At 63.8% G+C, this 22347-nt stretch carries 20 protein-coding genes and 1 pseudogene; 8 read left to right on the plus strand and 13 right to left on the minus strand.

The window, feature by feature from the left end:
* The first annotated feature begins 13 nt into the window (after positions 1-13).
* Positions 14-2824, plus strand: coding sequence for a serine/threonine-protein kinase (locus DK366_RS08180; RefSeq protein WP_109125041.1), 2811 nt, complete (start codon positions 14-16; stop codon positions 2822-2824).
* A gap of 68 nt (positions 2825-2892) precedes the next feature.
* On the opposite strand, the gene DK366_RS08185 is transcribed toward DK366_RS08180, so the two are convergent.
* The 5 genes from DK366_RS08185 to DK366_RS08205 form a co-directional block, all read right to left on the minus strand.
* On the minus strand, positions 2893-3126 hold the full coding sequence (locus DK366_RS08185; protein ID WP_109125042.1) for a 4-oxalocrotonate tautomerase family protein: 234 nt from the start codon (positions 3124-3126) through the stop codon (positions 2893-2895).
* A 51-nt stretch (positions 3127-3177) separates the two neighbouring features.
* Positions 3178-3888 carry an SDR family NAD(P)-dependent oxidoreductase gene (locus DK366_RS08190; RefSeq protein WP_109125043.1) on the minus strand — a complete coding sequence of 237 codons (711 nt, stop codon included), beginning with the start codon at positions 3886-3888 and terminating at the stop codon, positions 3178-3180.
* A 103-nt stretch (positions 3889-3991) separates the two neighbouring features.
* Positions 3992-4963, minus strand: a complete 972-nt coding sequence (locus DK366_RS08195) for a LysR family transcriptional regulator (RefSeq protein WP_109125044.1) — start codon at positions 4961-4963, stop codon at positions 3992-3994.
* Between the two features lie 99 nt (positions 4964-5062).
* Positions 5063-6139 (minus strand): nitronate monooxygenase, encoded by a 1077-nt coding sequence (locus DK366_RS08200; RefSeq protein WP_109125045.1) that lies wholly within the window; start codon positions 6137-6139, stop codon positions 5063-5065.
* Positions 6140-6233: 94 nt separating this feature from the next.
* The gene (locus DK366_RS08205) at positions 6234-7052 is read right to left on the minus strand and encodes an SDR family oxidoreductase (protein ID WP_109125046.1); all 819 of its coding nucleotides are present in this window, start codon (positions 7050-7052) and stop codon (positions 6234-6236) included.
* 116 nt (positions 7053-7168) lie between these two features.
* On the opposite strand from DK366_RS08205, the gene DK366_RS08210 reads away from it, so the two are divergent.
* Positions 7169-8125, plus strand: coding sequence for a GlxA family transcriptional regulator (locus tag DK366_RS08210; protein WP_109125047.1), 957 nt, complete (start codon positions 7169-7171; stop codon positions 8123-8125).
* A gap of 14 nt (positions 8126-8139) precedes the next feature.
* Here DK366_RS08210 and DK366_RS08215 read toward each other — a convergent pair whose 3' ends face one another.
* A complete protein-coding gene (locus tag DK366_RS08215) occupies positions 8140-9057 on the minus strand; it encodes an AraC family transcriptional regulator (RefSeq protein ID WP_198651473.1) in 918 nt (305 codons plus the stop codon).
* A gap of 128 nt (positions 9058-9185) precedes the next feature.
* On the opposite strand from DK366_RS08215, the gene DK366_RS08220 reads away from it, so the two are divergent.
* Both DK366_RS08220 and DK366_RS08225 read left to right on the plus strand, forming a co-directional pair.
* Positions 9186-9722 carry a carboxymuconolactone decarboxylase family protein gene (locus DK366_RS08220; RefSeq protein WP_109125049.1) on the plus strand — a complete coding sequence of 179 codons (537 nt, stop codon included), beginning with the start codon at positions 9186-9188 and terminating at the stop codon, positions 9720-9722.
* Positions 9723-10196: 474 nt separating this feature from the next.
* Positions 10197-10745 (plus strand): DUF4142 domain-containing protein, encoded by a 549-nt coding sequence (locus tag DK366_RS08225; RefSeq protein ID WP_109125050.1) that lies wholly within the window; start codon positions 10197-10199, stop codon positions 10743-10745.
* A gap of 67 nt (positions 10746-10812) precedes the next feature.
* Here DK366_RS08225 and DK366_RS21170 read toward each other — a convergent pair whose 3' ends face one another.
* On the minus strand, positions 10813-11049 hold the full coding sequence (locus DK366_RS21170; protein WP_157956474.1) for a hypothetical protein: 237 nt from the start codon (positions 11047-11049) through the stop codon (positions 10813-10815).
* A 44-nt stretch (positions 11050-11093) separates the two neighbouring features.
* Positions 11094-11582, minus strand: coding sequence for a DUF6496 domain-containing protein (locus DK366_RS08230; protein WP_109125051.1), 489 nt, complete (start codon positions 11580-11582; stop codon positions 11094-11096).
* 326 nt (positions 11583-11908) lie between these two features.
* Between DK366_RS08230 and DK366_RS21390 the strand changes: the two genes are divergently transcribed.
* Positions 11909-12046 (plus strand): hypothetical protein, encoded by a 138-nt coding sequence (locus tag DK366_RS21390; protein WP_198651474.1) that lies wholly within the window; start codon positions 11909-11911, stop codon positions 12044-12046.
* 24 nt (positions 12047-12070) lie between these two features.
* Positions 12071-12520 carry a hypothetical protein gene (locus tag DK366_RS08235; protein ID WP_198651475.1) on the plus strand — a complete coding sequence of 150 codons (450 nt, stop codon included), beginning with the start codon at positions 12071-12073 and terminating at the stop codon, positions 12518-12520.
* Here DK366_RS08235 and DK366_RS08240 read toward each other — a convergent pair.
* Complete coding sequence (locus DK366_RS08240) at positions 12517-14235, minus strand: ABC transporter ATP-binding protein (protein ID WP_109125052.1); 1719 nt, start codon at positions 14233-14235, stop codon at positions 12517-12519. The two genes, DK366_RS08235 and DK366_RS08240, sit on opposite strands and share 4 nt — an antisense overlap.
* Positions 14236-14424: 189 nt before the next feature.
* A complete protein-coding gene (locus DK366_RS08245) occupies positions 14425-15501 on the minus strand; it encodes a serine kinase (RefSeq protein WP_232820969.1) in 1077 nt (358 codons plus the stop codon).
* A 145-nt stretch (positions 15502-15646) separates the two neighbouring features.
* Here DK366_RS08245 and DK366_RS08250 point away from each other — a divergent pair, with 145 nt between their 5' ends.
* Positions 15647-17125: a radical SAM protein gene (locus DK366_RS08250; protein WP_109125054.1), complete on the plus strand. Its 1479-nt coding sequence runs from the start codon at positions 15647-15649 to the stop codon at positions 17123-17125.
* Entirely contained in the window at positions 17118-18353 is a 1236-nt protein-coding gene (locus DK366_RS08255) for a nucleotidyltransferase family protein (RefSeq protein WP_109125055.1), read from the plus strand. Before DK366_RS08250 ends, DK366_RS08255 begins: the two co-directional genes overlap by 8 nt.
* Positions 18354-18530: 177 nt before the next feature.
* On the opposite strand, the gene DK366_RS08260 is transcribed toward DK366_RS08255, so the two are convergent.
* The 3 genes and pseudogenes from DK366_RS08260 to DK366_RS08270 form a co-directional block, all read right to left on the minus strand.
* Complete coding sequence (locus DK366_RS08260; protein ID WP_109125056.1) at positions 18531-19643, minus strand: glycosyltransferase family 4 protein; 1113 nt, start codon at positions 19641-19643, stop codon at positions 18531-18533.
* Positions 19640-20701, minus strand: coding sequence for a glycosyltransferase family 4 protein (locus DK366_RS08265; protein WP_198651482.1), 1062 nt, complete (start codon positions 20699-20701; stop codon positions 19640-19642). Before DK366_RS08265 ends, DK366_RS08260 begins: the two co-directional genes overlap by 4 nt.
* A 115-nt stretch (positions 20702-20816) precedes the next feature.
* Positions 20817-22331 (minus strand): annotated as a pseudogene (locus DK366_RS08270) (radical SAM protein).
* Positions 22332-22347: the final 16 nt, after the last annotated feature.

Genomic DNA, 22347 nt, shown 5'->3' on the forward strand with positions numbered 1-22347 from the left:
AAACGCGCAGCCCATGACATCCGCCTTTGCCCAGCGCTGGCATGAAATCGAGCCGCTGATCGATCAGCTGTTCGACGTGCCCGCCGCCGACCGCGCCGAATGGCTGCGCCTGCACTGCAAGGACGCCACGCTGCGAGTCTTGGTAGAACGCGCATTGGATAACGCGCCCGGGGTGGAAGCGCTTGAACGCGGCGTGGAGCAGTGGCTGCCTGCCCTGGCCGATGACCAGCCCGATGCCCTGCCCGTCATTGCCGGTTACCGTGTGCTGCGCTTCGTGGGCGCGGGCGGCATGGCCAGCGTGTTCGAAGCGGAACGCGAACTGCCCGGTGGACCGCAGAAGGTCGCGCTCAAGCTGCTGCGCATCGATGTGCACGATGTGGAAGAGCGGCGGCGATTCCTGCGCGAGCAAAGCATTCTGGCGCGCCTGCAGCACACGCATATCGCGCAATTGCTGGACGCGGGCTTCTCGCCGAGCGGCACGCCATTTCTCGCACTGGAATTCGTGGCAGGCCACGACGTGGTCTCGCATGCGTCTATCAACGGTTTGTCCGTGCGCGAGCGGCTCACCCTGTTCATCGACGTATGCGCCGCGGTGGAGCATGCGCACCGCAGCCTGATCGTGCACCGGGACATCAAGCCCAACAACGTGCTGGTGGGTGCCGATGGCCGCGTGAAGCTGGTGGATTTCGGCATCGCCAAACTGCTCACGGGTGATAGCGACCACACGCGCACGGACGCACGCCGCCTGACACGTTCCTATGCTGCACCCGAGCAATTCGGCGGTGATGTGGCGACCACGGCCATCGATGTCTATGCACTGGGCGTACTGCTGGCCGAGCTGCTCGGCAACCAGGCACCGCATCGCATGAAGGACGAGGCCGACGCCAAGGTGCCGGTCTTCGACGACGAAGCCTTGCGACGAAAGCTTGGCACCGACCTGCATGCCGTGGTGCATGAAGCCACACGACCTGATCCCTCGCGCCGTTACGCAAGCGTCGCCGCGTTGCGCGCGGACATCCAACGGTATCTGGAAGACAAGCCTTTGCGCGCACGCCCGGATACGCTGGCTTACCGCACGCATGCCTTCGTCCGTCGCCATGCGGTGGCCGTCTCGGCGGGTGTGGCGATCACGTTGCTGCTCGCCAGTGCCACCGTGGTGGGACTGCACGAAGCCAACCTGGCGCGCCGTGCCGCGCACGACGCCAGCACGCAGGCTGTGACGGCACTGGGCGAAGCACGCCGTGCCGATGCACTGAAGACCTTCCTCGAAGGCCTGTTCGACACCTCGTCGCACGGCACCGAGGCGAATGAAACCTCGGAAGAACTGCTGGCGCGGGGCCTGGAACGCGCCGAGCGCGACTTCGCCACGCAACCTGCGCTGCGCGCGGAAATCATTGCGCTGGTGGGCGACCTGGAACGCCGCAGCGGGCATCCGGAACGCGCCTGGCAACCGCTGGAAGAAGCCGCTGCGCTCGCACAGTCGCAATTCGGCCCCACGGATCGCCGCACACTGCACGCCGAGTATCTGCTGGCCAAGGAAGCCGACGAACTTGGCCGCGTGCGCGAGGCTACGGCACGGCTGCAGAACGCCATCGAGGCCTTCGAAAAAGGGCCTTATCGCAACTCACCCGAAGAAGTGCAGGCGCTCGCCTGGCTCGCGGGCCTGGACGAACGCATCGGCGAATCGGCCAAGGCCATCGATGTCGGCAACCGAGACGTCGCGCTCGCTCGTCAGGTGCTGCCACCCGACAGCGATGCGCTCACCGAAGCCTTGTTGAATCTGGGCTGGATTCTGATGGACGCCGGTCGCGCCGATCAGGCGGAACCCCTGTTGCGCGAGGCGCTAGAACGCAAGCGCAGCCACCTCGGTCCGCGTCACGCGGAAGTGGCTGACACCATGGCTATCCTTACCTCGGCGTTGACCAAACTGGGTCGTTACGACGAAGGCGAACAACTGCTGCGCGACGCCCTGGCCATCGACGCCAGCGCCTACACACACCCCAATGCGCACACGGCATGGCATCTCAACGACCTGGCCAACGTTTTCGGCCTGGAAGGCAAGCTGAATCAAGCCTCGGCGTTCTACGAAAAGTCACTGGCCATGGATCGCCTGCTGGCACCGGCCAACAACCTGACCGAAGCCGTGAGCCGCGCCAACGTTGCCAAACTGCGCTATCAGCAAGGCGACTACGCAGCTGCCGAAGATGGCCTGCGCGATGCCATCAACCGGAAACAGCGCCTGCTCGGCACGGATTACGGCGACAACGCCCGCAGCCATGATCGCGCGGGCCTGGCGGAAATACTTGTGGCCCGTGGCCAACTGGATGAGGCACGTGACCTCGCTGACGATGCACTCGCCGAAGCGCGCAAGCGCCATCGGGATGCGCATCCGGATACGGCCTATGCACTCACCGTGGAGGCGGAAATAGCGGCGGCGAAGAACGATACCGCGCACGCCGCCACGCTCGCCGCCGATGCCGTGAACATCTACGCCGCCTTGGCAGACACGATGTCGGATAAATCGATCCGCGCGCGTCTGCTCTACGGTGAGCTTCTTCAGGCGCTGGATCGCCCGGAAGAAGCGCGCCGCCCACTGGAGTCCGCGCTGGCCAGCGCGAATGCCGTCATGCCAAGCGCCGCCGCGCTTGTGGCGCATATCGAAGGCGATCTGGCGCGCACCGACCTCGCCGTGGGCGACACGGCGACGGCGCAACGGTTGCGTGGTGAAGCACGCGTGCTGCTCGCCGATGTCGAGCCCGGTCCGAATACCGAGCGCGACGCCACCGAACACATGCTCGCAGGCCTTCATGCGCGCGCTCGTTGATCGAGCGCATAAGCTCCGACAATCCGCTCGCGCACAACGCCGTCTCATGCGTCGCACGCCAGCCAAGGCTACTTTCCGGCGCCGCGCTGCTTGCGCATCTCGGAAACCGGCAGCCCTCCCCAGCCCCAGTTCTCAAGTTCTACTTCCTCGATCACCACGAAGGTGGCGTCAAGCGGTTTGTTGAGCACATCCAGCAACAGCTGGCTGACGCCCTTGATCAAGGCGGCCTTTTCTTCAGCGGTGGCCGCACTGCGACCTGGGCCGGAACCTTCGCGGGTAATCTGAATGTTGACGATGGGCATGATGCTCTCCTCGCGTGAAAGGGGTGAGCATGGCGCTCACCCCGTCGTGCTTCAGTGACCGGCGCTCTGGCCGCCATCCACGTGCAGGATCTCGCCCGTGACGAAGCCCGCGTTGTCGAGGTACACCACCGCGTCGGCCACGTCGGCGATGTCGCCCATGCGACCCACCGGGTGCAGGCCGGCGAGTGCGCCGTGCGTTTCCACCGGATGCATCGGCGTCTTGATCACGCCCGGCGCCACGGCGTTCACGCGAATGCCCCGCTTGGCGTATTCAATGGCGAGCGACTTGGTGGCCGCATTCAACCCACCCTTGGTAAGCGACGCCAGCACCGAGGGCACACCATCAATGGCGTGATCGACCAGGCTGGTGGACACATTCACGATATGCCCGCTGCCCTGCTTCTCCATCGCGGCAATGGCGAGCTGCGTGATGTGGAAGAAACCATGCAGGTTCACTGAGATCACGTCTGCGTAGTCCTGCTCCGTGTACGCCGTGAACGGCTTGGCCACGAAGATGCCGGCGTTGTTGACCAAGGTGTCGATGCGACCGAACTTGGCAAGCGCTTCATCGACGATGCGCTGGGCCACGGCGCGCTCGGCGATGTCACCGGGCACGGCAAGCACGTCCGCGTCATTGGACGGCTTGATGGAACGCGAGTTGGCGACGACACGGTAATTGCGATCACGGAAGGCCTTGACCAGGCCCGCGCCAATGCCCTGCGAGGCACCCGTGATAACGACGACGTTCTGCTGACTGCTCATGTGGATCACTCCGGGATGGGGAAAGGGGTTCAGCTTGATGCTGATCGGCCTTGTTTGCCGACGTACCCAATCTAGGAGCGATGCATGGATTAGCGAATCCCTGCTAGTCGACAGACACTCTTCCACGCCGCGGTGGAATGGCCGCTTCTGGCGTGGTTTCCGCGTCCTTCGACAGGCACGCGAAACGCGTGCGCAGACGCGGCAACGCAAAGTCGACGAAGGCGCGCACTTTCGGCACCGAGAGACGCCCCTGCGGCGCAATGATGTTCACCGGAAGCGGCGTCGGTTCCGCATCGGCCAGCACGACCTGCAGCTTGCCTGCCTTGATCTCCGGCGCCACGTGATACGACAACAAACGCGCGACCCCGTGTCCGTCCACTGCCGATTCCACCACCGCGCGCACGTTGTTCACGGCGAGCCGAGGCGTGAACACCACCGTGCGCGGCACGGCGGAGCCTTCCAAAGGCGGAAAGCTCCAGGAGTCCGTGCCGTTGTGGGTCATCGCGATGATCTGTTGCTTGCCCAGATCCGCAGGTTCGACGATACGAGGATGCGTGGCCAGGTAACGCGGCGAGGCGACGACCACGCGACGTGCTTCGCCGACATGGCGCGCCACCAGCGTGGAATCGGCCAGCGGATAAATACGCAGCGCCAGATCCATGCCTTCCTCGACAAGGTTGACCGGTCGTTCGAGCAGATGAAGCCGCACATTCACGGTGGGATATTCGTCCACGAAGGCGTCGACGATGGGGCGAAGAATCTCCACGCCCACGAACACGGTGGTGCTGATGGTAAGCGTGCCGCGCGGCACGGAGCGCTCGCCCGCTGCCGTGCGGTCGGCTTCTTCCAGCTCCGCCAATACCTTTCGGCACGACGCGGCATAGCGTTCGCCGGCTTCGCTCAACTTGATGGAGCGCGTGGTTCGATGCAGCAGCGGCACGCCCACGTGCGCTTCGAGAAAGGCGATGGCACGACTCACTGCGGCGGCGGAGCGTCCCGTACGCCGACTGGCGCCGGCGAGGCTTCCCTCGTCCAGCGCAGCGACGAATACCTTCATGGCATCGATGCGATCCATGGCATGCCTCGCCTGTCAGCGTGATTGAGCGTCAGCAAAGTGTCCTACAACTGTTTGCCACGCGCACAGGCACGCCGATACCTGATAAATCAGGAACGGTCAGCACCGTGCCTGTTGCCATTCATCGATCAACGTCTGCATCAGTTCACGTGTCGGCATGGGCCGCGCCAACGGCGCACCCTGCCCGGCCCAGTGCGCGCCGTAACCTGCTTCGCCGGCAGCACGTCCCGCCGCATTCAACGCCTTGCCGGCGTCGTACGTGATGGGATAGTCAGGCACGTCGGCGCTCGGCACCGAAGCACCCAAGCGCGTAAACAGGCTGGCCAGGCTGCGTGCGGGGCGCCCGGAGACGGCGCGCGTCATCACGGTGTGTTGCGCCGCATCGCTCGCCAATGCCTTGCGATAGCCGGCATCGGCCAGCGACTCATCGGTAACGACGAAGGCCGTGCCCAGCTGCGCGGCTGCTGCGCCGAGCGCCAGCGCGGCAGCGATGCCCGCACCATCCATGATGCCGCCCGCAGCAATCACGGGAACGCGCACGTTCGCCACCAGCAGGCGCGTCAGCGCGAAGGTGCCCAGCTGGCTGTCTTCAATATCGGGATCGAACATGCCGCGATGGCCACCCGCTTCATAGCCTTGCGCCACGATGGCATCGATGCCTGCCTGCTCGATGGCCTTGGCCTCCACCAGGTTCGTGGCCGAAGCCATCAAGTAGATGCCTGCGTGATGCAGTGCCTTGATTTGTTCGGTGGTCGGCAAGCCAAAGTGGAAGCTCATCACGGTCGGCTTTTCCGCCACCAGCATGGCGAGCATGTCATCGTCGACGAGGAAGGAGGTATAGATCTCCTTCAACGACGACGGCGGCGTGGCGCCGAAACGCTTGAATTCCGGTGCCAGGCGGGCAATCCACGCGGCCTGTCTTGCTTCGTCGGCATGCGCCGGGCGGTGAACAAACACGTTGATGTTGAGTGGTCCGTTGCTCTGCTGGCGAAACGCGTGAATGGCCTCGCGCGCTTTTTCGGCCGTCATCGCACCCACGCCCAAGGAGCCCAGGCCACCCGCGTTGCTTACCGCGACCGCCATGGCCGGCGAGGACACACCGGCCATGGGCGCCTGGATAATGGGCACTTCCATACCGACCGCGCTGAGCAGCGACGAGGAACCAGCCTGATTCATGGTGACAACTCCGGGGACGGACGGGGACACGTCGCAATGTACGCGCCCCCGCCGTCACTTCGAAGTCATGGCGCCCGGCAGTCACCCTTCCATGTCACGCAACAATGGCAGCCGATGACGCCACGCTGTAGCGTTCCGCAGGCTTGGAGCGCGACAGGTTCGGCAGCAGCTTCTGGCGCGCGCCCTCGTAATCGGCAAGGTCCGCGGCATCAGGCAGCGCAGGAATGGTGAAGAGCTCACCTTGATCCAGGCCCGCCAGCGCGGCGTCCACCATGTCGTCGGCGGTCATCACCCAGCTTTCCGGCAGGTTGCTGATGGGGTGGCCAAGCACATCCCAGAATTCCGTGGCGGTCGCGCCCGGCAACACGGCCTGCACGCGCACGCCCTTGTCGGCCAGTTCGTGCTCCAACGAACGCGTGAAGGCCAGCACATACGCCTTGGTGCCGCCGTACACGCCGTTCAACAGCTCCGGCGCCACGGCCACGATGGAGGCGATGTTGATCACCGTGCCAGCCGCTCGCTCCACGAAGCCCGGTACGGCGGCATAAGTGAGTCGCGTCAGCGCATTGACGTTGAGCGTGATCATGTCGGACATGCGTGCCACATCCGATTGCAGCAGCGGCGTGGCCGCACCGAAGCCCGCGTTGTTCACCAGCATGGTGATGCTGCGGTCCGTGCGCAAAAGCGCTTCCACCCTGGCGAGATCGGTGGCGTCGCCGAGGTCGGCCGGAAACACCTGCACCGAACGGCCGGTGGCGTCCGTGAGGCGGCGCGCCAGGTCCGCAAGGCGCTCGCGATTGCGCGCCACCAGGATCAGGTCGTAGCCGCGGCGGGCCAACCGGTCGGCATAGATGGCGCCAATGCCGCTGGATGCGCCGGTGATGAGGGCAGAGCCCAGGGTTTGCGTGGTCATGGCTGTTTCTCCGCATGGTCCGGCGGGGTGCCGGTGTCTGGGCATAGTTGTAAGTCCGGCCGCAAAAGACTTAAATGTCGCATATGCCACCTTTTAGGCCATAGCCGAGGCCAGCCATGCAAACCGTGGGTTTCGTTGTTTACCCGGGCGTCCAGTCCATGAGCCTGGCCGCGCTGTCGGTCTTTGAATTTGCCAACCTTGAGCTGGATGAACCCGCCTACGACGTGCGCGTGGTGTCCGAAAACGGGGGCGCCATGCCCTGCTCGTTCGGTGTGACCATCCAGAGCGAGGCGTTTCCCGCCGAACCGTTCGACACGGTGATGGTCTGCGGCAGCACTGGCGTGCCCACCTCCACGCCCGGCCTGCTCGACTACCTGCGCGTAACGTCGCAAACGTCGCGCCGCGTGGCGGCCATCTGCACCGGCGCCTTCCTTCTTGCGGAAACCGGGCTGCTGGATGGCCGTCGTGCCACCACGCATTGGCTGCTTGCGCGCGAACTGCGCGAACACTACCCGGCGGTGCATGTGGAAGAAGACCGCATCTTCATCATCGATGGCACCGTGTGGACATCCGCCGGCATGAGCGCCGGCGTCGACCTTGCGCTGGCCATGGTGGAAAAGGATCTGGGCGCGGAACTGGCGCGCGCAGTGGCGCGCATGCTGGTGCTGTATCACCGGCGTGCGGGCGGGCAGTCGCAATTCTCGGCCCTGCTGGATCTGGAGCCGAAATCCGATCGCATCCAGACCGCGCTGAACTACGCGAAAAACCATCTGCGTTCGGCGCTGTCCGTGGAGGAACTGGCCGCGGCCGCGAACCTGAGCCCGCGCCAATTCAGCCGCACGTTTCGCGCGGAGACCGGTCAGTCGCCAGCGAAGGCAGTGGAACATCTGCGCCTGGAAGCGGCGCGTCTGATGATGGAGCAGACGCGACATCCGGTTGAAGTGGTGGCGCGCGAAGTGGGGTTTGCCGATCGCGAACGCATGCGTCGCGCGTTTCTTCGCGCATTCGGCCAGCCGCCGCAGGCGATACGTCGCATGGCGCCGGAAAGTCCCATGGATGTTTCGGCAGCGTAGGCTTCGTCGGGCAATCAGCCTGTGCTGTGCATGCGTCCGTACGCAGCAGGGCTGTTGCCGTAGCGCGCCTTGAACGCACGCGCGAAAGCAGCCTCCGAAGCGTAACCGGCGATTTCCGCCGCCCTGCCCGCCGATAGCTTTCCCGCACGCAACGACTGCGCCGCCACGGCAAGCCGCACGCCGTTCACCCAGTCCATGGGCGTGACGCCCGCCGTTTCCGCGAAATGACGCGCGAAGCTGGCACGCGAGGTATGTGCCACGTCTGCCAGGTTCTGCAGGGTCCATGCATGGGCCGGATCTTTCAGCACGGCTTCCACCACGTGAGCCATGCCAGGCTGCGTCAGCAATCCCAGGATGCCCAGCTGCAAGTGGCCGCCTTCCGTCATGCCGCGCAGGATCAGCGCAAACATGGCGCCCGTGATCATTTGCACGACGGCGCCGCCGCCCGGTTTCGGTTCGGCCGCTTCATCGCGCAGCAACTGGATAAGGCCAGGCAGCGCATCGCTGCGGCCTGTGCGCAGATGCAGCACCTTGGGCAAGCCTGTCCATAACGCGTCCGTGGCACCTGAAAGCACGAACTCGCCACACAGCATGTCCAGCAGCTCACCGTCTCCCGTGCGCTCCACCAATGTCACCCGACCGTTCTGCTTCCGTGTCTCTCGACCGGCCGGCGACCGGTGGCCTGCGTCGTCCGGCGCGCTCCGCAAGATGTGCGCATCGCCATAGGGAAACAGCAGTACATCGCCCTTTTGCAGGGCAACGCGCTTGCCGTCCATCTCAAGTTCTGCGTGCCCGCCAAGTATCACGTGGTACGGCAGGTGATTGGTTCGCGCGGCGGGATGCTCGAGCGACCAGTCCCCCGCAAACCGGCATTGCAGCTCCACGCTTCCGGTGGGTGCGATGGCGTGAACCAGTCGGTCGAGACCATCCATCCGTTGAGACTCCCGGGCAAAAGGTTGAGACGCGCGTGTGCGGAAGGCAATGACCTTGCTACCTATCATTTTCTCACGGTCAAGGCATCACCACACCGTCTTTCATCCATTACCCAGGAGTCAACGTCATGAGCCGTTTGAAGACCATCAATGTTGCCGACGCGCCGGAAGAATCGGCAGCACTGTTCGCTGCCGTGAAGAAGGCCATCGGCAAGGTTCCCAATGCCTACGCCACCATCGGCAGCAACGCGCCTGACGTGCTTGCCCATGTGCTGCAGACAGGCGCCTTGCTCAAGCAGGGAAAGCTGTCCGCGATGGAGCTGGAAGCCATCAACCTGGCCGTGAGCGAAGCGTCGCAGTGTGACTACTGTGTGGCCGCGCACTCGATGACCGGCAAGATGGTGGGCTATTCCGCCGAACAGGTTCACCAATTACGCAACGGAGGCCTGGAAGGCAACGCGAAGATCGACGCACTCACCAAGTTTGCCGTCACCCTGGTGACCACCAGCAACACGCTTTCGGCGGAGGCGGTGAACAACGTGAAGGAGGCAGGTTACAGCGACCAGCAGATCGTGGAAGCCATTCTGGCGGTGAGCGCCATCCTCTTCACCAACATGTTCAACCGCGTGAACGACACGGTGCTCGATTTCCCGAAAGCAGCGTAAACGCAGCGAGGGCCGCGACACATCTCGCGGCCCTCGTGATGTTCAACCAGCCGAACCGTCCTGGTCTTCTTCAGATCGCCCCATGCAGGCGGGATGACCGCACTGGCATTGGGCTTCGACGTTTCCCTTGGCTTGCGCCTGTCGACAATGGGCGCTGCAGAAATCGCCTTTCTTGTCCACGTAACACTGGCAAGGGGGATAGGCGCATTGATAGCCGGTAGGCATGGCGATGCTCCGCGGACAGAGCGTCGAGTGTAGTTACTTGCGTCGCTGCATGGGTCTGGTCCACGTCAGAAGTGCGTTGTGGTTTCGATAGATTTCGAGGATGGCGACGGCATGTCCACCGCGCGTGAACTCGCCGTTCCTTCTTTGGTACCGTTGCGGCAAAAGGGCGAACACATGGGTGTCACACGCGCGGCATTGCGCGCGCCTTAGGGTCAAGTCACCTCGTTCCTTCCCAAGAAGGTGGCTGCCATGAAACGAACATCGCTCGTCATTGCCACGGCACTGTTCATGTCGGTGCCGGTATGCGGCGACTTGTGGGCACAGGCGGCAACGTCTGGCGCGTCACCTGTCGTGCAAGACCCCATTTCGGATCAGGACTTCTTCACCAAGGCGTCAAGCGATGGTGCTGACGAAGTCGCGATGGGTCAGCTGGCCATGCAAAAAGCCGCGTCTTTGCAAACCAGGGCGTTTGCGCAACAACTGGTGAAGGATCACACCGCTGCCAACAAGGAGCTGGCAGCACTGGCCAACCGCAAGCACGCCACAGTCGTGCAGCAACCGCCATCGTCGGATCTGATGGATCGACTGCAATCGCTCAAGGGCAACGATTTCGACAAGGCCTACGCGACGGCCATGGTTGGCGGGCATCAAAAAGCCATCGAGCTGTTTGATGCGGCCTCACACAGCAACGACCCGGACGTGAAGGCATTCGCCACCAGGACGCTGCCCACGCTGAAGCATCATCTCGCCATGGCCCAGGCGCTGAACGGCGATAGCCCGCCGATGGGTGCACCGTAACCGAAACAAGTGACCAACTTCATCCCGCGACCCGGCAAGGGTCGCGGGATGATCGTTCATCACGACATCAGGGGGACGTCGTTGCCGGTGCGGGAGCCGGCGCGCTTTGGGGATACGCGGGCGCAGGCGTCATGGCGCTGGAGCTGGCTGCAGGCGTGGTCGCGGGAATGGCCGGCGACGGTGCCGCTGAACTTGCCGGTGCGGGCGGTGCGGTGTTGGCGTCTTCATCGCTGTGACTGCAGCCCGCCGTTGCCAGCAGGGCCAGCAGCAGCGGTGCACAAAGCTTGCGTGTCGAAAGAACCATGTCATGCCTCCGTGGGCGGTGGTGGAGTGGATCAGCGTGATCACTCATGCACGCGCCTTGCGCGTACGTGCAGCTTTCTTCGCAGCCGCCGAACGGCCGGCGGCGCCTTTTGTGCGAGCAGCCTTTTTGGCCGCCGTCGATTTCGATGCTGACGTGCGTTTCTTTGCACTGGCCTTGGCCTGTCTGGACACGGCCGCGTGAGACGCCGCCGAATGTCCTTCCTTCTTCAACGCGCGTGTCGTGGCGTGGGAGCGCGTAGCCGAGGTCTTGCGAGGATGCCTGGAAGCCTTCTCGTCCTGGGCGGCCTTCTTGCGCGTTGCCTTGCTGGCTGTCTTGCCTGCCGGCACCTTCACGCCTGCTCTTCGCGCCTTGGACAGCCCGATGGCTATGGCTTGCTTCGTCGAGCGAGCGCCATGTTTTCCTTCCCGCACATGCTCGATTTCTTCGCGAACGTACTCTCCCGCCTGCGTACTGGCGGATTTTCCCTGTCGTTTGTCCCGCGCGACGGCTTTGCGCGTTTTTGCTTCGGGCATGGTCTGCTCCGGTTTGAATGTCCTTATTCGTCTAAGCCCTGCCATGTGCAGTACGCGTCATCCTTTTGCGCACAAGGGCAAAGCGTTCAGTGGATGCTCATGCTCCGAGACTGCATGCTCACGCCGCACCATCATCCTGTTAACGCGGGCAAGGCACGCCTGTTGACTTGCCGCCACGAGTCCATCGCCATGAGCGCTGAGCACGTAACCGGTACCTATCCGGTGTTTCGCCGTTACTTAGGCGGAATTACCTAGATGCACCCCGTAGATGTTCGCTAGCCCGGGTGCCTCCCAACGGATGAAATAGGCAGGAGCCATCGTCGCCCATGGCAGCAAAGACCGACACGCCATGGCTTGCGTCAGCCGTGAGCGGCTTTCGCGATCACCCAGCGATGCCGAATCATCCGGAGAAGACCATGAGCAAAGTCGGTGCCAAGATCAAAGAAGAATTCCTGAAGATGTAGCCGCCGACCATCTTCTTCTTCGTCATGCTCAACATCGTGCTGCTGGTGCGCGCACTGTTGACCCGCAACACGGGTCTCTCCGTACCCACTTTTGCCACCGTGGCGATCTCCTCGCTCATTCTCGGCAAGGCCGTGCTGCTGGCGAACATGCTGCCTTTCATCAACCGCTTCCCCGAGAAACCGCTGATCTGGAACGCCGCATGGAAGACGGTGATCTACAGCGTCGTGGCCACGTTCATCCATTACCTCGAACGCCTGCACGAATTCTGGAAGGAAACGCATGACCTTGGCGCCGCCAATCACGCCATGCTTACGCAGATGGTCTGGGGGCATTTCATTGCCATCGAGATCCTGCTGCTGGTACTCATCTTCAATTACTGCGTGTTTGCCGAACTGGCACGCGTGATCGGCGTCGCCAGGATGAAGGCCATGTTCATCGGGCCGATACCGGCGCAGCCCGGTCCTTCGCGCTAGATCGCTGCCACGTTGGCGACATCCTGGCGCGTGACGGCCGAGACCGTCGCCTGCCCCGCCCGGATCGTGAGGCATTGATCCGCCACGCACGCCACACCCGCGCGATGGGAGACGACCAGCAGGATGGTGGTCGGCAGGCGCCGCCTCAAAACGGAGAGCACGGCCAGCTCAGCTTCCGTGTCCAATGCGCTGGTGGCCTCGTCCAGCCAGGCCATGCGAGGACGATGCAGCAACACCTGCGCCAACAGCAGGCGCTGCAGTTCCCCACCGGAAAGCCGGCTCGATGAACTGCTGAGCGCGGTGTCCAGGGCGACGGATACATCGACCAGGCGCTTGTCGAGGCCGACGTCGACCAGTGCCTGCCACATCATGGCATCGGTCGCGTCCGGCGCAGCCCATTGCAGGCACTCGCGCACGGTGCGCTGCCACGGGCGAACGCTCTGGCTCACGTACGCACCTTCGCGCACGAGTGTCTTGTAGGCACTGAAATCGATGGTGCGTTCGCCCATGCGTGCAACGAACGATGCCGGCTCAACCATGCCGGCCAGCACGTCGACGAGGCTGGTTTTCCCGATACCGGAGTCGCCACACACCAATGTCAACTCGCCGGGAGTCAGTCGAAGATCGCTCAGCTCCAGCACGGTCGGTGCATCAGTGGTCAGCCTGCGAATGTGCAGGGTGTTGTCGATGGTGTCCACCGATGCCGAGCACGGCCCTTCTTCCGTCGCCGAGGCATAGCGCAGCCACAACTCGAAGGCGGGAATGGCCGAACGCAACTGCTGAAGACTTTGCCTCGTGGATACCAGGTAAGGCAGAAGGCGTCCCAGCAACAGGCAGACGGCAATCAGCGCCGCGCGATCCACGCCATGCCAACGGCTCGCCACGAAGAAGATCGCGGCGATGCCGAGTGCGGCAAGCATCTCCAGCATCAACCGGCCCGACGCAATCAAGTCCATCTGTCGCCGATAGCCGCGCCCCAACCGCTGCGAGATGTCGGCGTAGTGTGCCTTTTCGACCGTTTCGCGGCCGAAGGAACGGATATGCCGCCAGCGCCTGGGGAAATCCTCGCTCAACCAGAACAGATGCGTCAGATCCGCCACGTACTGGCGCGCAACGGCAGCCTGTTCCCGGCTGCTGGCATGCGATGCAGCCCATGCCAATGCCCCGACGAACGGCACCGCCAGGAGCAGCGGCGGTGACAGCCACAGGGCCATGGCAAGGCTGACCACGGTGGTCAGGCCGGCAACCAGCAATTGCAGCATCACGCTGAAGCCCTGCGTGGCGATCTCGATGTTGTACGTGAGCACGTTGGCCACTTCGGCGGAGGTGGCGTCGGCCAGCGAAGACAGCGGCGCGTCGATCAACCGTGCGTGCACCGTCTGGCGCAAGTACATGCCGTATCGGCTCGCCAAACGAGCACCCACGCGCGCCGCCTGCCATCGAAGCAGCGCAAAACTCGCGGAAATGCCGAGGAATACCGTCGCCTGCATGGCGGGATCGCCATGCACCAGCCAGCCGAATCCGGCGGGCAGCGGCTGGTCAGGTTCCACCAGCGGCGCCAGGGACACGGCGGCGACGCTGCCAGTGAAAGCGCTGCCCAGCGACAGCGCGACGTACCAGACGATGCCGCCCAGGCCAAGGCTTGCCAACGTGGCAAAAAAGGGCCGCGACAGACCACGGACCTGCTCACGCGATCGCGCGTTTCCGGCCTGCATGACTACGGAACCGCGCGACGATGAGCCCGCATCCGCCGCGGCACAATGGGCACCTGATGACAGTGCAGAAGGACACCTCGACCCGTTTGAGCTCCCATGCGGGTGAGTGCGGGTTGAAACGCGACGGGTTGCGTCCTTTGCCGGAAAAGCGAGTTTCAGCCGGGGCGTCGCCCTCAGCTTGAACGGAAATCAGCCCAGCAGGCGCTTGACCGCATCCACCGAGGCGAAGGGGTTGGTCCCGCGTCGCAACTCATACGCTCCCCACTGCTTCACTTTCGCCACAAAACCATCCCAGCCAGGCCGGGAGGCGGCGTAAGGCTGTTCGGCAGCGAGCCTTGCGGAAATCTCCTGCTCGGACATCGCCGTGATCAGCGCCTCCCCTTCCTGCGCATATCGACGGGATGCAAACACCACGCAGGCCACATCGAGCGGTCCTTGCGCCAGATGGCCACGGCCACCGCGAAGATCCACTTCGTATTTCTCCACGCCGCTGCGACGGCGAATCACCGGGGAACGCTCCACGTCATGTCGAAAGCCATCATCGCCCAGCAACTGAAGTGTGCCCGGCGTCACGTGCAGGTAGTTGGCAACGCCCAACGCCTGTCCCCCCTGCGCATGCACGAACACCGCATCCTCGGAAAGAAACTCCAGTCCCGCCATCCATGCATGCAGGGCGAGCGTGGATTTCCCGGCGCCGCTCGCTCCCATGACCAATGCACCGCGCCCATGCCAGCCGACGCAGGCCGCATGCAACGGCACCAGGCCAAGAGCACGCGTCGCCAACGTGAACACGGTGAACTCGATCAACTCGTAGCGCAGGTGATACGGGCGCGCCAGCATGTCGGGCGAGGCCACGATCAGCGCACGGCGCTGCTGCGGGAACAACACCGCGTAGTTTGACGCATCCATCACGCCGCACAGGAAGCCGGCGCCCGACTGCATCTGCACCAGGGGCGGTTCGTTTTCGGCAACCTGCCGTGCCGGCGACAAGCGCAATTCGATCTGGAACGCGGGCGCGATGCCGGGCAACAGCTGTGACGGCAGGCCGCCATAGGCCATCGCCACCACGTCGAGCAGCGCTGCATGATCGCTGGAAAAGCGGAACTGACCGCCCAGCACCTGCACGTCCATCGCATGCCGTTCGGCCGTCCGTTCAGCAAAGGGATCGGGACACATTTCGTCCGCGGAGAAATTCATCGTCTGCGCCATGGTGGTCCATCGTCGATCAGCGGCGATGTGATAGCACAAGGTTCCGCGACACGACATCGAAATATTTTCGTTACACACCGCAACCCATGCATCGAGCCATGGCACTCACCTGGCACGAGCGTTGAACGCTGGCGGCCGGGTGGCCGGCCTGCGGTGGAAGCGCCGGAGCAGTTTGCCCCACGGTTATCGAGGCTCTCCCGACATGCTAACGATCCAGGTCGGCCATTCCTATTTCCTCCGGTTCGACCGCAAGCAATGGGAACGTGGCAAGCCGTATCCACCGCTCGCCACCATGCAGGTGGCTGCCCTGCTACGACGCATGGGCCATGGCGTATCACTGTTCGACGCCATGCTCGCGGAAGGCGTGGACGACTACGCCACGTCGCTGCACGAAGCAGCGCCCAGTGTCGTCGTGATCTACGAAGACAATTTCAACTACCTCACCAAGATGTGCCTTGGGCGCATGCGCGAAGCCGCCTGCGAAATGATCGCACTGGCGCATGCGAGGGGTGCGCGCGTGATCGTGGCGGGTTCCGATGCGTCGGACCAGCCGGAGGCTTTTCTGGCGGCGGGTGCGGATGCCGTGTTGATCGGCGAAGGCATTGCGCCGTTGATCGAGCTGATCCGTCGACTGGATCAGAATCCTTCCGTGCAGCCGCGCGACTGGGTTGCCAATCTCAACGGCGTGGCATCCATGATCGATGGACAGCTGCAACTGACGCGCGTGGGCGCCGTGCCACCCGACCCGCGCATCGTTGGCCACCCTGCGTGGGACCTGGTGGACATCGCACGCTACCGCACGTTCTGGCGTGAACGACATGGCTACTTCAGCCTGAACATGGCGGCTTCCCGCGGCTGCCCCTTCCGTTGCAACTGGTGTGCAAAACCCATCTGGGGCAACCACTACAACCGTCGCACCGCCGAAGACGTCGCGGCGGAAATGACCTATCTCAAGCACACCTACCAGGCCGACCATATCTGGCTGGCCGATGACATCTTCGGATTTCATGTGGATTGGGTGGAGGCATTCGCCGCGCACGTGAACGCATCCGGCGGCTCGATTCCCTTCACCATCCAGACGCGCGCCGACCTGATCAGCGAACGCATGGCCACCGCGTTGCACCATGCCGGTTGCGCAGAAGCGTGGATCGGCGCGGAGAGCGGCAGCCAGCGCGTGCTGGATCACATGAACAAGGGCACCAAGGTCGAGGATCTCATCGTCGCCCGCGAGCGGCTGGGCGCCGTCGGCATTCGGGTCGGCTACTTCATCCAGCTCGGCTATCTCGGTGAACAACTCGATGACCTGAAAGCCACGCGCGACCTCATTACGCGCGCCGCACCGGACGACATCGGCGTGAGCGTGTCCTATCCGCTGCCCGGCACGCGCTTCTACGAGCAGGTGAAAGCGCAGCTGGGCGAAAAAACACACTGGCAGGACAGCGACGACCTGGCCATGATGTTCCAGGGCGCGTACGACTCCGAGTTCTACCGCCACGTGCGCGACCTGCTGCATGAGCAGGTGATCGTGCAACAGTGGAAAGTGGTGGGCCACACTGACCGACATCACCAGGCGTCCCGCGCGCTGGATGCACGATGGGATGCGCTGGTGGCTACCGAGGCCGTGCACCGCACGACCGCGCCGGAAGTCGTGCTGCGGTCGCGGACCACGTGCCATGTCTGAGCACGACACGTTGCCGCCATTGGCCACGCTCAAGGCGGGCCTGCAGCGCACCACCGAAGCGCTGGCCAACGAGTTGGGCAACCCCACCGGCACCACCCCAGGCTGGACGGATCTCGAATGGCGGCTCGCCGCCGCCGTGGCCGCGGCACACGGCGTGGCACCGTTGCTGTCGGTCTATCCACGCTGGCAGAACCCAAGTTGGTCGCGCTTTCTGGAAAGCCAGTACGAACATGTGGCGCAACGTCATCAACGCACTCATGCCCTGCTTGCGCGCATCGATGCAGACGCCCGTGCAGCCGGTATAGCGTTGGTTGCATTGAAAGGGTCGGCCCTGCATGCGCTGGGTATCTACACGCCTGGCGAACGCCCCATGGCGGATATCGACCTGCTGGTGCGTGATGCCGACATGGAACGCGCAGGCGCCTTGCTGGAAAAGCTTGGCTACGGCACGTCGTTCAACATGTGGAAACACCGCGTCTACAAGCCGTGTGGCGAATCACCCACCTTCGGGCTGGGCGAACACCGCGATACACCCATCAATATCGAACTGCACACGCGCATCCAGGAGCGCCTGCCCGTGGCGACGGTGGATATCACCGACCGCATCTACCCACGCGCGCCCGTGCCGGGCATCCATGCCTACCCTTCGACGGGTGCCTTGATGAGCCATCTGTTGCTGCACGCGGCGGGTAACCTGTGCAGTCGTTCAATACGCCTCATTCATCTCAATGACATTTCGCTGTTGGCTTCACGCATGGTGCGCAGCGACTGGCACGAGCTGTGGGGAGGCGACGCCGATGTATCGCCATGGTGGGCGCTGCCACCGCTGCAGCTGGTGTCGCGCTACTACCCCGATGCGGTTCCGTCCGCACTGCTGTACGAACTGGCCTTCGATTGTCACGCGCTCTTGCGTACGGTTTCCCGGCACCGGACGCTTACGCAGTGGTCGTGTTCGGAATTGTGGCTGCATGCCTGGTCCGGCTTCGAGTGGGCGCGCACCACTCGCGAACGTGTTCACTACATCTTCAATCGCGTTCGCCCCAGCAGGGAAGCGCAGCAAGAGCGCGATGACATGATTCGCACGCAGCTGTGGTTGCAGGGTGCGCCGTGGGTCAGGACGGGACAGATGCGCCGCGTGTTGACGTGGCTTACGCACCCTGTGCCGCGCATGGATACGTTGTATGTGTTGCGGGCTGCGCTAGGGTCTTCATTGGCTGCTTGGTCGTGAGCCGGGCTGCTCCCTCCAGTTGACTTATTCTCTGCCGTCATTCCCGCGCAGGCGGGAATCCAGCGACTTTGTACCTAGCGAAAAGGCACTGGATTCCCGCCTGCGCGGGAATGACGGTGAGGGATAGGTGGCTTCCCGGGGGGCTACTGAGCGCCCCAAAAGGCCTCTCCGTATTCCTCAGCGTCCCGCCCCTGCGGTCAGCAATTGAAGATAGAGCGCCTCGAACGTGCGCGCGGTGTAGTCGGCATCTTCCGTTACCGCCTTGCGTTGCGCCGCCACGGCCAGGCGAAGCCGAAGATCGTCATTCGACAGCACGCGGTCGATGGCATCGGCCAGCGCGGCCCAATCACCGACAGGCACCGCAAGCGCCGACGTGGGCGACCATTCCGCGATATGCCCTACGGCCGTGCCCACCGTGGGTATGCCCATCACGGCGGCTTCCAGCAATACCAATGGCCCGGCTTCGTGCAGGGACGACATCACCAGCAAGTCGGCTTCTTCCATCAAGGGCCTCAATTCGCGCTGCGTCTTGAAACCGTGGAAGCGCAGCCGGGCATCCAGGCCCAGCTCGTGTGCAAGCCGCTGCATTTCACCATCAAGCGTATCCACACCCACGATGTCCATGCTGAAGTCCACGCGCGCCTCGACCAGCACGGCGAGCGCGCGTAACAGCGTGGCCTGGTCCTTGACCCGGTTGAGGCTGGCCACATGGATCAGACGCGCACAACCATTGCGCCGCCCACGTGGCGGCAAGGGAGGCCAAAGGCGCAGATCCACGCCTAGCGGTACGCGCCTTGCCTGCAGACCCAGCGCACGTAGCGAATCGATGATGGGCGAACTGGCCGCCGTTATCGCGTCAGCAGCGCGCAGTACCAGTGCCTCACGAAGACGCCCCTTGAAGAAGCGTCGGCCGCCGTAGTCGATGTCATGCAACGCCACCAGCTCACCGCCCGCAATGTGCACCACGCTGGGAATCCGCAGCAGCATGGCCGCGCACACCGCCACGAAACTGCATGAACCCGAAAAAATGGCGTGCACCAGGTCAAAGGGAGCACGACGATGTTCCTGTCGGATGGCATCGATGGCACGAAGTCGCGACCATCCGTCCCCGATGTTGTGGATGCGCGCACCGGCAAGCTGCCAGCAGTCGGCCGTCGCCTCCTGCCTCAGCGCAAACACATGCACGTCGTGTTCGTTGGCCAGACGACGTATCAAGGCGAGGAATACAGGGATCACGCGGAACTCGCCCGTGCGATCGACACCACCGGGAACCACCAGCGCGATCTTCACGATGCCGCTCCCATCCGCGCGGTGCTCAATTCCTGATACGCCTGCTCCCAACGTCGCCCAACAGCCTCGAGCGACAACGCCCGATCGAAATGGGCACGCACTTCCGCGGACGATGTGCGCGCGGCGGCGGCCTGCACCATGGTCCGTGCCAGTGCACTTGCATCACCGCGCTCCCAAAGACGCCCCACGTTGCCAACCAGGGCCCGAAACGACGGGATATTCGTCACCACCGGCATCACGCCGCAGGCCATGGCTTCCAGCAGCGCATAGCCACAACTTTCCGCATGGCTGCCCGAAACGAAGATGTCGGCAGCACGCATCAGCGACTGCACATGCGGATGCGGCACCTTGCCGAGCAGGTGCACGCGATCGACCAGGCGCGCATCGCCCTCGATGCGTCGGCGCACCTGATCCAGCAACGGCGCGCGGCCGAAAGCACACCACAATTGCAGGCCCGGCAAGGACTCGCTGGCCTGCGCGACGCCTTCCAGTACCGTAAGGGGATCCTTGCCGGATTGCAGATGGCCGACCCACACCACGCACGGATCGCCGTACAGCCCGGTCTCCGACCACGCGCTTGCGCGGCTGCCCGGCGTGAACCGGCTGGTGGATTCGGGCACCACGAAGATGCGTGTCGATGGCGCAAACAGCGCAGCGGATACGTAGGGCTTCGCCAGCTCTGGGGCCGTGAATGCCACGCCCTGCGCAGCCGCGTACCAGCGCCGCCAGCGCGGGTGACGCCAGCGCGAGGGCACGCGATCCGCGTGGTCCTGCAGCAGGATCGGCAAACGCGGCAGCTCGCGTGCCAACGCGTGCACATCCGCCGCACAACCCAGGCTGTGCACGTGCGCCACGTCGGCGCCCAGTTCTCCAAGCAGATGCGCCACGCCACGCGCGCGTCCAGCGACGCCAGCGTGGCCCGCCGGCATGAAGCGGTAGTCCACGCCGTTGTGCTTCATCCTCCCCTCCCGCGTCGCCATCTGGATGACGCTCACCTGCACGCCTGCACTGGCCGGGGCTTCGGCGATGTCCACCAGCGACGGCCAATGCGCAAGCATGTCGGCGGGTGAAAAACCCTCCGGCGCCGGGAAATAGTTGATCTGGGCGACATGCAGGGGACGCACGGTCAGTGCCTGCGAAGGAAGCGTCGGCGCAACAGCATGAAAGCGCCGCTCAAAGGCCGGATACCTGCGGCATGCGCAAGCGCACCAGCCGGTTGGCAAGGTTCAATTCCCAGGGGCGATCGTACCTGCGCAAGCGGTATCGCCACGATGCTGCGGCCGCCAGCGTCCGTTTCGCCCACGGCGGCGAGCGCAGATCCTGCACGGTCGGGTAGCGGCAACGCAGCACCGTGACGAAATCGTGGATGCGCTGGCGAAGCTTGTCGTTGACCCAGGGCGCGTCCGCATGACAGGCGTAGTCCACCCATTGCTTCTGCGTCCATTCTTCGGGCGTGGAGGGGAACACCACGGGATTGCCGTGGATGTCCAGCAGCGGCGTCGCACGCCGCTTGCCGTGATCCTTTTCGTGCCGGCTGCTGTCGGGTAGCGGCGTGTAGATGTACACGATGATTTCCGACTGCGGATTGATGCCCTTCAACTAGCGGATGAACTCGAACGTATGCTCGGTTTCTTCTTCCGTGTTTTCCGGCGGCGCGACCATGAACGACAGTTCCGGAATCACGCCGTGACGGCGGCACAGCTCCGCCACTTCCAATGTCTGATCGGGACGCGTGCCCTTGCGGATTTCCTTCAGCATGGCCGGGCTGGCCGATTCCGCACCGATATACGCCATGCGCAGTCGACTCTTGCGCACCAGTTTCCACGTGCTTTCGGACAGGTTGAGCAAGGCATCGGCTCGCGCGTAACACCACCATGGCATCTCGAAGCGGGCCATGATTTCAAGCAGCGGAATCATGTCCTGTTCGCGGTCGAAGAAGTTGTGGTCGAAGTACTGGATGGAATCGGCACCCAGGCCGTGCTTGAGGTATTTGAGGTCGCGCTCGAGTCGCGCCAGGGGAGGCAAGGCCGTGGCACCGCCGAACATAGCCGCCACGCCGCAGAACGTGCAGCGAAAACGGCAACCCACCGATGCCTGGTGCGCCACCGTGCGCCGCCCGAGGAACGTGCGAGCGAGATAACGGCGCGGATCGCCCAGCTTCTCGTACGGCAACACCACGGACGGCCCGTTGCGGGAGAACGGCCGACTCGGGTTGTGTACCACGCCGCCCTCGCCCTTCCACGAGAGCCCGTTCACCGTGCCAAGCTTCGCCGTGTCGCCTGCATGCAATGCGGTGATCAACTCGGGAAAGCTGTCTTCTCCCTGCCCACGGATCGCATAGTCCACGTACGGCGCCGACAGCGCGGTATCGGTGTAAAGCGTGGGGAAATAGCCGCCCCATACAATGGGCGTGTCAGGTCGATGCGCACGTATGGCGCGCGATACCGCAATGGCCGGTTCAATTTGCGGACCACCCATCACGCTGATGCCCACGGCCGTATGGGCACGCTGGTCCAGCGCATGCAAGGTGCGATCGATGAAGTCGCGATCCATGTTGCCGTCGATGATCGAACTGCTTCCTTCGCGATCCAGCGTGGTCGACAGATGCAGCAGCGACAGCGGGAACCTTGCGCTCGAACGCGAGGTAATCGTGGGATTGATCAGCAGCGTGTGCGGTGCGTGGTTCATGGCGTCCGGGTGCCGG

Source organism: Dyella sp. C11 (assembly GCF_003121485.1).
Lineage (GTDB): Bacteria > Pseudomonadota > Gammaproteobacteria > Xanthomonadales > Rhodanobacteraceae > Dyella.

Bases quoted from the DNA above. Each gene is read 5' to 3' on its own strand.
- DK366_RS08180 (WP_109125041.1), top strand. From the start codon at position 14: ATGACATCCGCCTTTGCCCAGCGCTGGCATGAAATCGAGCCGCTGATC.
- DK366_RS08185 (WP_109125042.1), bottom strand. From the start codon at position 3,126: ATGCCCATCGTCAACATTCAGATTACCCGCGAAGGTTCCGGCCCAGGT.
- DK366_RS08190 (WP_109125043.1), bottom strand. From the start codon at position 3,888: ATGAGCAGTCAGCAGAACGTCGTCGTTATCACGGGTGCCTCGCAGGGC.
- DK366_RS08195 (WP_109125044.1), bottom strand. From the start codon at position 4,963: ATGGATCGCATCGATGCCATGAAGGTATTCGTCGCTGCGCTGGACGAG.
- DK366_RS08200 (WP_109125045.1), bottom strand. From the start codon at position 6,139: ATGAATCAGGCTGGTTCCTCGTCGCTGCTCAGCGCGGTCGGTATGGAA.
- DK366_RS08205 (WP_109125046.1), bottom strand. From the start codon at position 7,052: ATGACCACGCAAACCCTGGGCTCTGCCCTCATCACCGGCGCATCCAGC.
- DK366_RS08210 (WP_109125047.1), top strand. From the start codon at position 7,169: ATGCAAACCGTGGGTTTCGTTGTTTACCCGGGCGTCCAGTCCATGAGC.
- DK366_RS08215 (WP_198651473.1), bottom strand. From the start codon at position 9,057: ATGGATGGTCTCGACCGACTGGTTCACGCCATCGCACCCACCGGAAGC.
- DK366_RS08220 (WP_109125049.1), top strand. From the start codon at position 9,186: ATGAGCCGTTTGAAGACCATCAATGTTGCCGACGCGCCGGAAGAATCG.
- DK366_RS08225 (WP_109125050.1), top strand. From the start codon at position 10,197: ATGAAACGAACATCGCTCGTCATTGCCACGGCACTGTTCATGTCGGTG.
- DK366_RS21170 (WP_157956474.1), bottom strand. From the start codon at position 11,049: ATGGTTCTTTCGACACGCAAGCTTTGTGCACCGCTGCTGCTGGCCCTG.
- DK366_RS08230 (WP_109125051.1), bottom strand. From the start codon at position 11,582: ATGCCCGAAGCAAAAACGCGCAAAGCCGTCGCGCGGGACAAACGACAG.
- DK366_RS21390 (WP_198651474.1), top strand. From the start codon at position 11,909: ATGGCAGCAAAGACCGACACGCCATGGCTTGCGTCAGCCGTGAGCGGC.
- DK366_RS08235 (WP_198651475.1), top strand. From the start codon at position 12,071: ATGCTCAACATCGTGCTGCTGGTGCGCGCACTGTTGACCCGCAACACG.
- DK366_RS08240 (WP_109125052.1), bottom strand. From the start codon at position 14,235: ATGCAGGCCGGAAACGCGCGATCGCGTGAGCAGGTCCGTGGTCTGTCG.
- DK366_RS08245 (WP_232820969.1), bottom strand. From the start codon at position 15,501: ATGTCGTGTCGCGGAACCTTGTGCTATCACATCGCCGCTGATCGACGA.
- DK366_RS08250 (WP_109125054.1), top strand. From the start codon at position 15,647: ATGCTAACGATCCAGGTCGGCCATTCCTATTTCCTCCGGTTCGACCGC.
- DK366_RS08255 (WP_109125055.1), top strand. From the start codon at position 17,118: ATGTCTGAGCACGACACGTTGCCGCCATTGGCCACGCTCAAGGCGGGC.
- DK366_RS08265 (WP_198651482.1), bottom strand. From the start codon at position 20,701: ATGCTTGCGCATTGGCCGTCGCTGGTGGACATCGCCGAAGCCCCGGCC.